Below are 12,412 nucleotides of genomic sequence, written 5' to 3' on the forward strand. Positions count from 1 at the left end.
GTCTTCACCACCGTGGAAGACATCGCGCAGACCGCGCTGTATCTGGCCAGCTTCCCGTCGGCCGCGCTTACGGGACAATCGATCGTGGTCAGCCACGGCTGGTACATGCAGTAATCGCGGTGATCCGCCCGGTTGTGCCGGGCGGTCGCCATCGGAGTGGGTCGATACCGCGCCACGCGCAGCAATGAGCAGCGCGTGGCCGTCTGTCCGGAGCCTTGCATGAAGATCGCCGACGTAAAAGCCAATGCTTTCGCCATGCCCTTGACCAGTCCCGCGTTTCCCGTGGGCCCCTATCGTTTCGTCAATCGCGAATTCCTGGTCATCACCTATCGCACCGACCTCGATGCCTTGCGCGCGGTGGTGCCCGAGCCGCTCGAAGTCACCGAGCCGCTGGTCAAWTACGAATTCATCCGCATGCCSGAYTCCACCGGCTTCGGCGACTACACCGAATCRGGCCAGGTGATYCCCGTCAGCTTCCAGGGTCAACATGGCGGCTACGTGCATTCGATGTACTTGAACGATCATCCACCCATTGCCGGCGGGCGCGAGCTATGGGGCTTTCCGAAAAAGCTGGCCAGCCCGCAGCTGGACACCGAGATCGACACCCTGGTCGGCACGCTCGATTACGGCAAGGTGCGCGTGGCCAAGGCCACCATGGGCTTCAAGCACCGCGAAGCCGATCATCAGGCGGTGCTGGCTTCGTTGGCGGCCCCCAACTACCTGCTCAAGATCATTCCGCACGTGGACGGCACGCCGCGCATCTGCGAGCTGGTCCGCTACTTCACCACCAACGTGACGCTCAAGGGCGCATGGACCGGGCCAGGCTCGCTGGAGCTACATCCGCATGCGCTGGCGCCGGTGGCCGACCTGCCGGTGTTGAAGGTGGAGTCGGCCCTGCATTTCATCACGGACCTGACGCTCGACCTGGGCACCGTGGTACACGATTATCTGGCCGAGTGAGTCGAGGCTGATCCGTATGGACGTCCGAAAGAAATCCGCGAGCGACAAGACCGCCGCACTCAACCTGCTGCAAGAGCACCACCAGAAGTACCAGACGATCGCGCTGGTGCTGCAGGGTGGTGGCGCGCTGGGCGCCTATCAGGCCGGTGTCTACGAGGCCCTGGACCAGGCCGGCTTACATCCGAACTGGGTGGCCGGCATTTCCATCGGCGCGTTGAACGCGGCAATCATCGCCGGCAACGCACCGGAGCATCGTGTGGCGCGGCTGCGCGAGTTCTGGGAAAGCATCACCCGGCCGCAGCTGTTCCCTGCCTGGTTCACGCCGCCGATGGACCCAGCTGCATGGGAGCTTCCGTGGCAGAACGGCCTGAGTGGCCTGGCCGCACTGCGCGCATTGACGGAGGGACAGCCCGGCTTCTTCACGCCGCGCCCGTTTCCCTTGATGCCGTGGCGAGCCTCGCCTGCCTCGGCGAGCTGGTACGACACGGCGCCGTTGAAGTCCACGCTCGAACGCCTCGTCGATTTCGACCGCATCAATCACAAGACATCGATGCGCGTCTCGGTGGGCGCCGTCAACATACGAACCGGCAATTTTGCGTATTTCGACAACACCGAAGGCAACCTGCGCGTCGAGCACTTCATGGCATCCGGTGCGCTGCCGCCCGGGTTCCCGGCCATCGAAGTCGATGGCGAGTTCTACTGGGATGGCGGCATGGTCTCCAACACGCCGCTCTACAAGGTCCTGTCCGATCCGGCCTGTCGCGATTCGCTGGTTTTCCAGGTGGATCTGTGGAGCGCCCGCGGCGAGCTGCCGCGCGATCTTGCCGAAGTCACCACGCGTTCGAAGGACATCCAGTATTCCAGCCGCACGCGACTGATCACCGAATACATGGCGCAGCGGCAGCGCCAACAACGCATACTTCATGACCTGATGAAGCTGGTGCCGGAAGAGCAGCGCAACCATCTCGCCTACAAACAGGCCGAGGTCCACGCCAGTGGTGCGCTGATCAACCTGTTCCACCTGATCTACCGAAACAAGCCGTACGAAGGGCATTACAAGGATTACGAGTTCAGCGTCGACAGCATGAGGCTGCATTGGACCAGCGGCATGGACGACATGTTGTGCACGCTCGACGAACCGGAGTGGTTCGAACGACCGACGCCCGAACACCCCTTCATCACCCACGACGTACACTGCGAAGATTGAAAACCCAGGAACACTCATGAGTCTCAAGGCAGCATTCATCGGACTCGGCGCCATGGGCACGCCGATGGCCGGTCATCTCAAAGCCCACGGCCTGCTGCACGCCGTCGCCAGCCGCACGCAGGCCAATGCCGATGCCGTGGCCAAGGACCTTGGCGTGCTCGCGCCGTCGCTGGCGGAGATCGCCGCGCAGTGCGACGTGATCGCGCTATGCGTCACCGCCGATGCCGACGTACTCTCCACCGTCGACGCACTCCTGCCGCATCTGAAGAAGGGCGCCATCGTGGTGGATCACTCCACCGTGGCGCCCGATACCGCCAAGCAGGCCGCTGCCAAGCTGGCCGCCGTCGGCGCGCAATTCCTCGACGCACCGGTATCGGGCGGCGTGGAAGGAGCGAAGAACGGCAAGCTTTCCGTGATGGTCGGCGGCGATGCCGATGTGCTTGAACGCGCTCGCCCGGTACTCGAAGCGTATGCCCTGCGCGTCACCCATTTGGGCGACGTCGGCGCCGGTCAGGCCACCAAGGCCGTCAACCAGGTGCTGGTGGCAGGCATCGCCCAGGGCGTCTGCGAAGGACTCGCCCTCGCCGAGGCACTCGGTCTCGATCCCGAACGTCTGCTGCCCACGCTGGGCGCGGGCGCAGCCGGCAACTGGTTCCTCGAAAAGCGGGGCGCCACCATGCTGCGCAACGAGTTCAGCGTCGGCTTTAAGCTCGGCCTGCTGCACAAGGATCTGGGCATCGTCCGCGGCATCGCTGAAAAAGCCGGCACCAACCGCAGCGTGATCGAACGCTCGCTCGCCGACTACGCCGAGCTGATGGCGCAGGGCCACGGCGATGACGATATTTCCGGTTTGATCAGGCTCAAGCGCAAGGGCTGATCAGGGCGACTGTGGGAGCGCACCCTGTGCGCGACGGCGCTGCGTTGTATCGAGACCGTCGCGCACAGGGTGCGCTCCCACAAACATGCGCACATAAAAAAAGCCGCGCAGTGCGCGGCTTTTTTTGTGGCTGCGTTGCAAGACCGGCCTTATCTGCCTTCCTTCAGCGCAATCGCGTTGATCCCCGCCGAGGTCAGACGCTGCTTGGCCGATTCCAGCTCGGTGGCCGAATGGAACGGGCCCAGGCGCACGCGGTTATAGGTCTGGCCGTTGACGTTCACCGGCGACACGTTGGCGACGAAGCCCTGCATGGCTAGCTTGGCCTTCAGCGTTTCGGCATCGGAGGGGCTGGGGAAGGCGCCGACCTGCAGCAGGTATCCGCTGGCAGCAGGTGCAGCCGCAGCAGCAGTCGGTGCCGGCGCCGGCGCATGCACCGCCGATTCGGGCGCAGGCGTGATGGCTTCAGCCACGGCGGCCGGACCCGGCGCCGGCTTCTGCGCGGCGGCCTGAGCCTGCTGCTGCGCGGCTGCCTGTTGGGCGGCTTGCTGCTTCTGCTGCTGCTCAGCCTTGGCCTGCGCGCTGATCACCGCGTCGGGAATGCGCACTTCCTTCTCCGACAGCACCGAATAGAAGTCGTATTGCGGCTTCTTCGCGGCGGGCGCGGCATCGGTGGCCGAAGTGGATTCCGTGCCGGCCGCGCCGGCATCGCTGCCGCGCTGCGCCGTGGCCTGCGCGTTGGGTTGCGGGCCGTCGCCGGCGCGCGGCGCCATCGGCAGGTGGCCGCGCATGGCGAACATGAGCACGGCACCGATCAGGATGCCGATCACCGCCCAACCCCAGCCCGGCATGCCACCGCTGTTATTGCGGACGGCCTGTCGACCTTTGCCCTTGCGTGCTGCCATTTACATCTTCTCCGGGGCACTGAGTCCCAGCAAATCCAAACCGTTGCGTATGACCTGGCGCGTGGCGAGCACCAGCGTGATGCGCGCATTGCGCAGCTCGGCGTCGTCCACGATCCATTTGTGCTCGTGATAGTAACTGTGAAGCGAGCCGGCGAGCTCGCGCAGGTATTGCGCGATCAGGTGCGGTTCCAGATTGGCCGCCGCCGCCTCCACCACTTCGGCGTAGCGCGACAGCTCGGTGAACAGCGCCTGCTCGTGCTCGGTGTCCAGACGCGACAGCTGGGCAACGCCGGCCTTGGTGTCCACCGGCGGCAGACCGCGCTCGGCCAGCTCCTCCAGCACGCGGCAGACGCGGGCGTGGGCGTACTGGATGTAATAGACCGGATTGTCGTTGCTCTGCGAGCGGGCCAGGTCGATGTCGAACACCAGTTGCGAATCGGCCTTGCGCGCGATCAGGAAGTAGCGGGTCGCGTCGCGGCCGGCTTCTTCGATAAGGTCGCGCAGGGTGAGGTAGCTGCCGGCGCGCTTGGAGAGTTTCACCTCTTCGCCGCCGCGCATCACCGTCACCATCTGGTACAGCACGTAGTTCGGATAACCCTTGGGAATGCCGGTGTCCAGCGCCTGCAGGCCTGCCTTCACGCGCGCCAGCGAGCCGTGGTGATCGGAACCCAGCACGGTCACCGCGTTCACATAGCCGCGCTGCCACTTGGTCATGTGGTAGGCCACGTCCGGCACGAAATAGGTATAGGTGCCGTCGGACTTGCGCATCACGCGGTCCTTGTCGTCACCGTAGTCGGTGGAGCGCAACCACAGCGCGCCGCCGTCCTCGTAGGTATGGCCGTGGGCGACCAGCTCGCGCACGGTCTCCTCGACCTTGCCGTCGTTGTAGAGCGAGGACTCGAGGTAGTAGACGTCAAAGCCGACGCCGAAGGCGGCCAGGTCCAGGTTCTGCTCGCGACGCAGGTAGGCCACGGCAAAGTGACGGATCGCTTCCAGATCGTCCGGGTTCTTGGCACCGGTGACGGCATGGCCTTCCACTTCGACGGTGTCGCCGTTGAGGTAGGACTTCGCCACGTCGGCGATGTAGTCGCCGCGGTAACCGTCTTCCGGCCAGCCGGCGTCGTCTGGCGTCAGGCCGCGCACGCGCGCCTGGGTCGACACGGCCAGGTTGTGGATCTGCACGCCGGCATCGTTGTAGTAGAACTCGCGCTTTACCTTCCAGCCGGTGGCGTCGAGCACGCGCGCGATGCAGTCGCCCAGCACCGCGTTGCGGCCGTGCCCCACGTGCAGCGGGCCGGTCGGGTTGGCGGAGACGAATTCCACACCCGCCGTCACGCCCTTGCCGGTGCTGCTGCGGCCGTAGGCATTGCCCTCGGCGAGCACCTGGCCCACTTCGGCGTGGTAAGCGCCCGGTGCGAGGAAGAAGTTGATGAAGCCCGGGCCGGCAATCTCGACCTTGCCCACCAGCCCATTGGCCGGCAGCGCTGCCACCAGCTTCTCGGCCAGCTCGCGCGGTTTGGCGCGGGCAGGCTTGGCCAGCAGCATCGCCGCGTTGGCGGCAAAGTCACCATGATCGCGGCTGCGCGTACGCTCGATCACGAAGTGGGGCACTTCGAGGTCGGCGGGCAGGGTGGCCTCATTCTGCAGGGTACGAATGGCCTGCAGCAGCAGTTCGCGCAGCTGTTCTTTCACGGTAAGTGTCTGACGGCGATGGAACCCCTAATCCTATCAGACCAGGGCCGGTCGAGCCGGCCCCGGTGTCGCGCGCCGGCGTGCTGCGATGCAGTGGCGAAGTCTGTGGATAACTCTGTGGGGAATGTCTGTCCCCGCAAGAGGCATCGCAGGGTTTTCCCGACGGAAATGTCACCGTCACAAAAAATAGCAATCTAAATCATGCAGTTGCGATGCACTTCTGCGGGACTCAAGAGAATGTGAACGGAAAGTGCCGTCTCAGGCCGAATGTGCATAAGTCGCAGGACCAATCGTTCTTGCCAGCCTTATGCATTTGTCTCGATCCACGTAACGACCCTGTCATGCGGCAGCGCCACACTATCTCTCGTCCCTTAGGCACCTCCCCGCCGACGGGGGCAGGAGCACGCCGTTACTCTCCTTTCTCCCCACAAGACGGCCATACGGCGCGGATCTCCCCCCGCGCCGTTGTTTTTTTTGGGCGACAGGAAAATTCTGATCTAAGTCAGCGTGCTATCAACGCAGCTAGATCAACCCCAGCATCGCCATCGACACCGGCTCGCCGCTGCCGATCACCAGATGGTCGAGCACCCGCACGCCGACCAGCTCGAGGGCGTCCCGCAGTTGCCGCGTGATGGTGCGGTCGGCGGCRCTTGGTTCGGCTACGCCGCTGGGATGGTTGTGGGCAAGGATGACCGCCGACGCGTTGTGGCGCAGGCAGGCGCGCACCACTTCGCGTGGATGCACATTCGCGCTGTCGATGGTGCCGCGGAAGAGTTCTTCGAAGGCCAGCACCCGGTGGCGATTGTCCAGGAACAGGCAGCCGAACACCTCGTAGGGCAGGTGCCGCAGCTTGGCGCTGAGGTAGCTGCCGCTTTCACGCGGGTTGCCCAGCGGCCGGCGATCGGTGAGTTGCTCCGCCAGCGTGCGCCGAGCCAGTTCGAGTGCCGCGACCAGACGGGCGCGTTTGGCCGGGCCGATGCCGCGCAGGCGCATGGTGTCACCCGGATCGGTGAGCAGGGCTGCCAGGCCTCCGCTGACCACCAGCAGTTCACGGGCCAGCGCGATGGCATCTTTGCCGACTACGCCACTGCCCAGCAGTACGGCGATCAGCTCGGCGTCGGAGAGGGCGCCGCAGCCGCGCGCCAGCAGTTTTTCTCGTGGGCGCTCGCCCTCGGGCCATTGATGGATGCTCATCGGAACAGCCTGCCGTCCGATGAAGGGCGCGCCCATCGGCGCGCGGCGAAGCGCATGTGGGTATGCGTGCCGACGATGAGTCAGTTTGTCGGCGGAAACCGGGCCGCGAACTCGCCGCTCAGCCAGTCGATGAAGACCCGCACGCGCGGTGAGAGCTGACGGTTCTGCGGATACAGCACGTAGACCGGCGAGGGCGTGGGTGGGTATCGCGGCAGCACTTCCACCAGCGTGCCGCAGGCGAGGTCGTCCTGGACGCGATAGCAGGGGACCTGGATGAGGCCCAGGCCAAGTCGGGCAGTGGCCACGTACATTTCCGCGCCCGCCACGCTTACCGCATGGGGCAACAGGCGTTCGCGCACACCGCCGTCCACGCAGAATTCCAGCGGCAGCGTGCTGCCGGAAACGGATGACACGAAAGCCACCATCTGGTGCCCGTCCAGATCGTCGGGCGATGTCGGCATGCCGTGCCGTTCCAGATAGGCGGGGCTCGCGTAGGTGCCTTCCACCAGGGTGGCGATCTGGCGGCCGATCATGCTGCTGTCGGTGGGCTTGCCTACGCGCAGGACGCAATCGACGCCCTCGCGGACCAGATCGACGTAGCGGTCGCCCTCGCCGATACGCAACTGGATGTCCGGATAACGCTCGAGAAACCCGGGCAGCCCCGGCAGCATGAAATGACGGGCCAGCACGCTGTGCACGTCCACCCGCAACAGGCCGCTGGGGCGTGCCCCGGTGAAGGCGGCCTCGGCTTCCTCGATCTCGGCCAGGATGCTCAGGCAACGCTGGTAATAGGCCTCGCCGTCCAGCGTGGCCCGCACCTGTCGGGTAGTGCGTTCGAGCAGCCGCACGCCCAGCCGGGCTTCCAGGCGCTTGACCACCTCGGTGACGGTGGAGCGCGGCAGCTCCAGGTCCTGCGCGGCCAAGGTGAAGCTGCGGCGCTCCACGATGCGGGCGAAGAGGCGCATGGCGTCGACCTTGTCCACTGTTCGACTTATCCGAATGATGATGACGGATTGAAGCAGATTATCCGGCCAAAGGAAAAGTCCATCCTTTGCTTGCGCCGACAACGGGTCGGCTCTTTCCGAGGATATTCCCCATGTCTGCACAGGTTTCCAAAGTCGCCATCGTCACCGGCGCTTCGCGTGGTATCGGCGCGGCGGTGGCCGAGCGTCTGGCCCGCGATGGCTTCACGGTGGTCATCAACTACGCCGGCGACGCCGCTTCCGCCGAGGCGCTGGCCCGCAAGATCGAAAGCGCTGGCGGCCATGCGCTGACCGCCCAGGCCGATGTGGCCGACCCGGTGGCGGTGCGCCGGATGTTCGACGCGGCCGAAACCGCGTTCGGTGGCGTGGATGTGCTGGTCAACAACGCCGGCATCATGCAGCTGGCGCCGCTGAGCGATACCGACGATGCGCTGTTCGACCGCACCATCGCGATCAACCTCAAGGGCAGCTTCAACACGCTGCGCGAGGCGGGCAAGCGCCTGCGCCAGGGTGGCCGCATCGTCAACTTCTCCACCAGCGTGGTGGGCCTCAATTTCCCCAATTACGGCGTCTACGTGGCCACCAAGGCCGCGGTGGAAGCGATGACGCACGTGCTGTCCAAAGAGCTGCGCGGCCGGGCCATCACCGTCAATGCGGTGGCGCCGGGCCCGACGGCCACTGACTTGTTCCTCAAGGGCAAGACGCAGGACCAGATCGACCAGCTCGCCAAGGCTGCGCCGCTCGAGCGCCTGGGCACGCCCGATGACATCGCCAGCGTCGTGTCCTTCCTCGCCGGCCCCGACGGCAGCTGGGTCAACGGCCAGGTGCTGCGCGCCAACGGCGGCCTCGTCTGATTCCACTTACCCGCATCGCCACGCGATGCCTTTTTGGGAGAACGCATCATGAAGTACGTCATTGTCATCACCGGCGCTTCGAGCGGCTTCGGCCTGATGAGCGCCCGCGCGCTGGCCCACGCCGGCCACATCGTCTACGCCGGCATGCGCGAAACGGCTGGTCGCAACGCGGATCGCGTGGCCGATATGCAGCGCTATGCACAGGAACAGGGCGTGGACCTGCGCGCCATCGAAATGGACGTGGCCTCGCAATCGTCGGTCGATGCCTCGATTGCGCAGATCGTGGCCGAGCACCAGCGGCTGGACGTGGTGATCCACAATGCCGGGCACATGTCCTACGGTCCGGCCGAAGCCTTCCTGCCGGAACAGTTCGCCCAGCTCTACGACACCAATGTGCTGAGCACGCAGCGCGTCAACCGCGCCGCCCTGCCGCAGTTGCGCAAGCAAGGCCGGGGGCTGGTGGTGTGGGTGTCCTCCAGCAGCGTACGCGGCGGCACGCCACCGTATCTGGCGCCCTACTTCGCCGCGAAGGCGGGCATGGATTCGTTGGCGGTGAGCTATGCCGGCGAGCTGGCGCGCTGGGGCATCGAGACCTCCATCGTGGTACCTGGCGCCTTTACCAAGGGCACCAACCATTTCGCCCATGCCGGCGCGCCGGCGGATGAGGCGGTTGCCAAGATCTACGCCGAAGGCCCCACCGGCGATTTCAGCGAAGTGGCTTTCAAGGGACTCGCCTCGCTGGAACCGGCTGATGCCGACCCGGAGGCCGTCGCACGGGCCATCGTCGAGGTGGTGGACAAGCCCTTCGGCAAGCGTCCGTTCCGCGTGCATATCGATCCCTCCGAGGACGGTGCCGAGATCGTCAACGGCGTGGCCGATCGCGTCCGCGCGGAGCTGCTGCGCCRCATCGGTCTGGATGACATCCTTCATCCGCGCGTGACGGCTTGAGCACAGGGCGGGCGGTGATCAGCCGCCCGCTTCACTTTTACCGAGCAGGACGAATGATTCCGGTAAGCTACCGCCCCAAACGGTAGTCAGGCCCAATCACATGAGTCTTGCCCAACGCCGCATCCTGCTGGGCGTGTCCGGCGGCATCGCTGCCTATAAATCCTGCGAACTGGTCCGTCGCCTGGGCGACCTCGACGCCGAGGTCCGCGTGGTGATGACCGAAAACGCGGCGCACTTCGTCAGTGCCACCACCTTCCAGGCGCTGTCCGGCCAGCCGGTGCGCACCAGCCTGTGGGACGCCGAAGCCGAAGCGGCGATGGGTCACATCGAGCTGGCCCGCTGGGCCGAGCGCATCATCATCGCACCGGCGAGCGCCGACCTGATTGCGCGTCTTGCCCACGGCATGGCGAACGACCTGCTGACCACCGTCTGCCTGGCCAGCGCTGCGCCGCTGTATGTGGCGCCCGCCATGAACCAGCAGATGTGGGCGCATCCGGCGGTGCAGGCCAATGTGGACATCCTCCGCCAGCGTGGCGTGCATATCCTTGGCCCTGCATCGGGCGACCAGGCCTGCGGTGATATCGGCTCGGGCCGCATGCTGGAACCGTTGGAGCTGCGCGAGGCGATCGTCGGCTCCTTCGGCGCGCAAGTCCTGCGTGGGCTCAAGGTCGTCGTGAGTGCCGGGCCCACCTATGAAGACATCGATCCGGTGCGTTTCATCGGCAACCGCAGTTCCGGCCGCATGGGTTTCGCCGTCGCCGAAGCGGCCGCGCAGGCCGGCGCGGAGGTCACTCTGGTGGCCGGCCCGGTGAGCATGGCGACGCCACCGGGGATGACGCGCCGTATCGATGTGCGCAGCGCCGAGCAGATGCGCGATGCGGTGGTGGCTGCCTGCGCCGATGCGAATATCTACATCGCCGCCGCCGCGGTGGGTGACTACCGACCGGCCACCGTTGCCGATCACAAGCTTAAAAAGCACGACGGCGCGCCCCTGGAACTGCGTCTGGCCGAGAACCCGGACATCCTCGCCACGCTGGCTGCGCAAACCGTGCGCCCCTTCTTGGTCGGATTTGCCGCGGAAACGCATGATGTGGAGCGATACGCGCAAGACAAACTCAAGCGCAAAGGATTAGACATGATTGCCGCCAACCAGGTGGGCGGTGGCCTCGGATTCGAAGCCGCCGACAACGCCCTCACGCTTTACGGTCCTGATGGGGCCATCGAACTGCCGCGTGCCTCCAAGACGGAACTGGCGCGACAGCTGGTGGCCAAGGTGGCCGAGCGTTACCGGGCGGTGCGCCAGTGACGGTTGGCAATGCAGTCGACGTCGAGCTGAAGATCCTCGATCCGCGCCTGGGCGATGTCATCCCCCTGCCGCAGGCTGCCACCATCGGCAGCGCCGGCATGGATCTGCGCGCAGCCATCGAGGCGCCGTTGACCCTGCAACCGGGCGACAGCGTGCTGGTGCCCAGCGGCATGGCCATCCATATTGGTGATCCGGGCTGGTGCGCGCTGATCGTGCCGCGCTCGGGTCTGGGCCATAAACACGGTTTGGTGATGGGCAACCTGGTGGGCGTGATCGATGCCGATTACCAGGGCCCCTTGATGATTTCATGCTGGAACCGCGGCACGCAGCCCTACACCATCGAAGTAGGCGATCGCATCGCCCAGCTGTTGCTGGTGCCGGTGGCGCAGGCACGGCTGAAGGTGGTGCAGGCGTTTGCGCCGTCGCAGCGGGGCGAGGGTGGGTTCGGTTCGACCGGGGTCAACTGAGTGCAAAGTGGTGCGGGCGCTCGCGCTCGCATGGGAAGCGACCAGATAGCCTGTGCGGGGACAGGACATGGCCAACATCTTCAACGTCGGTAGCCGAAGTTTTGCCGGATCCATCGACGGACGCCGGCTGCTGCCATTCGCCGCGGGCACCTTGCTGGTGCTCGGTGGCTTGTTCTGCCTCTGGCAGACCTGGCAGATCTTCGACGAAGGCAACGTGGTCGAGCGCGTGCACGCCGCCCAGAAGCAGGCAGCGGACGCCCTGGCGGCGGACATTGCCAGCGAGCGGGGCCGCGTGGAAGCGGCGGTCCATTCGCTGGACCCGGCCATCATCGTGTCCGATCCGGCCCAGGCCGCCACCGAACTGCGCCATCTCCTTCCCCAGGCGCTGGCGGTGGATGTCTACAGCGGCAGCCTCGACGAGGTGCTGCATGCGAACTATCGCGTATTCGGCTACGGCAAGGCGGCCCAGCTGATGGCGGCGCAAACCGCCGATGGCAAGCCTTTGGCCCAGTCCGTGCCCGATGCCCACGGCACGCGCGTGCTTGCGCTGGTGATACCGGTGGGGCCGGCCGCACACCCGCAGGCGTGGGCCTGGGTGGCGTTGCCGTTCGCTCCGCTGCAGGAGCGCTTTGAATCCATCCCCACCGCAGGTGGACGCCTGGAACTGCGTCAGGGCGACGATCGCGGTGACCTGCGTCTGCTCGCTACCGGCAATGGCTCGGCCGAGCGCGAAGCGAACGGCAGAGCGATCGAAGGCAGCACCTTCAGCGTGCTGGCGGCCCTGCCATCGGCTTATATCGTATTGCCGCGCGTCTGGCCGCTGACGGCCCTGCTCGGACTGCTGGGCCTGGGCGCGGGCATCTATCTGATCTGGATGCGCGATCGACTGGGCGTCCGCCGCGTCCGCAACGATGCGGCGGAACCGGTGCTGTCGGAACTGCTTGAAGCCGAGCAGGCGGCGGAAGCGCCTGTGGCGCCCGCCCGCATCGCAGCGCCCAAGCCTGCTGCGCCCGCGCCGGTGA

The 12,412-nt window shown here is 65.8% G+C and carries 11 protein-coding genes and 2 pseudogenes; 9 read left to right on the forward strand and 4 right to left on the reverse strand.

The features are described from left to right. The 4 genes and pseudogenes from AC1DMG_RS14550 to AC1DMG_RS14565 form a co-directional block, all read left to right on the forward strand. Nucleotides 1-114 (forward strand): annotated as a pseudogene (locus AC1DMG_RS14550) (3-hydroxybutyrate dehydrogenase); the annotation flags it as partial. Nucleotides 115-219: 105 nt separating this feature from the next. Then, complete coding sequence (locus AC1DMG_RS14555) at nucleotides 220-960, forward strand: acetoacetate decarboxylase (protein WP_477180682.1); 741 nt, start codon at nucleotides 220-222, stop codon at nucleotides 958-960. Between the two features lie 16 nt (nucleotides 961-976). Then, complete coding sequence (locus AC1DMG_RS14560) at nucleotides 977-2,167, forward strand: DUF3734 domain-containing protein (RefSeq protein WP_441601702.1); 1,191 nt, start codon at nucleotides 977-979, stop codon at nucleotides 2,165-2,167. Between the two features lie 16 nt (nucleotides 2,168-2,183). Further along, complete coding sequence (locus AC1DMG_RS14565) at nucleotides 2,184-3,044, forward strand: NAD(P)-dependent oxidoreductase (protein WP_441601701.1); 861 nt, start codon at nucleotides 2,184-2,186, stop codon at nucleotides 3,042-3,044. Between the two features lie 149 nt (nucleotides 3,045-3,193). Here AC1DMG_RS14565 and AC1DMG_RS14570 read toward each other — a convergent pair whose 3' ends face one another. The 4 genes from AC1DMG_RS14570 to AC1DMG_RS14585 all read right to left on the reverse strand — a co-directional run bounded on the left by AC1DMG_RS14570 (nucleotide 3,194) and on the right by AC1DMG_RS14585 (nucleotide 7,815). Continuing rightward, entirely contained in the window at nucleotides 3,194-3,946 is a 753-nt protein-coding gene (locus AC1DMG_RS14570; RefSeq protein ID WP_441601700.1) for an SPOR domain-containing protein, read from the reverse strand. Beyond that, nucleotides 3,947-5,638 carry an arginine--tRNA ligase gene (gene argS, locus AC1DMG_RS14575; protein ID WP_441601699.1) on the reverse strand — a complete coding sequence of 564 codons (1,692 nt, stop codon included), beginning with the start codon at nucleotides 5,636-5,638 and terminating at the stop codon, nucleotides 3,947-3,949. Between the two features lie 522 nt (nucleotides 5,639-6,160). Beyond that, nucleotides 6,161-6,832, reverse strand: a complete 672-nt coding sequence (gene radC / locus AC1DMG_RS14580; protein WP_441601698.1) for a RadC family protein — start codon at nucleotides 6,830-6,832, stop codon at nucleotides 6,161-6,163. An 80-nt stretch (nucleotides 6,833-6,912) separates the two neighbouring features. Next, nucleotides 6,913-7,815, reverse strand: a complete 903-nt coding sequence (locus tag AC1DMG_RS14585) for a LysR family transcriptional regulator (protein ID WP_441601697.1) — start codon at nucleotides 7,813-7,815, stop codon at nucleotides 6,913-6,915. A gap of 113 nt (nucleotides 7,816-7,928) precedes the next feature. On the opposite strand from AC1DMG_RS14585, the gene AC1DMG_RS14590 reads away from it, so the two are divergent. The 5 genes and pseudogenes from AC1DMG_RS14590 to AC1DMG_RS14610 form a co-directional block, all read left to right on the forward strand. Further along, nucleotides 7,929-8,669: an SDR family oxidoreductase gene (locus AC1DMG_RS14590; protein WP_441601696.1), complete on the forward strand. Its 741-nt coding sequence runs from the start codon at nucleotides 7,929-7,931 to the stop codon at nucleotides 8,667-8,669. Between the two features lie 48 nt (nucleotides 8,670-8,717). Beyond that, complete coding sequence (locus tag AC1DMG_RS14595) at nucleotides 8,718-9,617, forward strand: SDR family oxidoreductase (RefSeq protein ID WP_477180683.1); 900 nt, start codon at nucleotides 8,718-8,720, stop codon at nucleotides 9,615-9,617. A 100-nt stretch (nucleotides 9,618-9,717) separates the two neighbouring features. Then, on the forward strand, nucleotides 9,718-10,923 hold the full coding sequence (coaBC, locus tag AC1DMG_RS14600; protein ID WP_441601694.1) for a bifunctional phosphopantothenoylcysteine decarboxylase/phosphopantothenate--cysteine ligase CoaBC: 1,206 nt from the start codon (nucleotides 9,718-9,720) through the stop codon (nucleotides 10,921-10,923). Next, nucleotides 10,920-11,390 (forward strand): dUTP diphosphatase, encoded by a 471-nt coding sequence (dut, locus tag AC1DMG_RS14605; RefSeq protein ID WP_441601693.1) that lies wholly within the window; start codon nucleotides 10,920-10,922, stop codon nucleotides 11,388-11,390. Before coaBC ends, dut begins: the two co-directional genes overlap by 4 nt. Nucleotides 11,391-11,457: 67 nt before the next feature. Further along, nucleotides 11,458-12,412 (forward strand): annotated as a pseudogene (locus tag AC1DMG_RS14610) (phosphomannomutase/phosphoglucomutase); the annotation flags it as partial.

It is taken from the genome of Dyella sp. 01N36, from assembly GCF_056399745.1.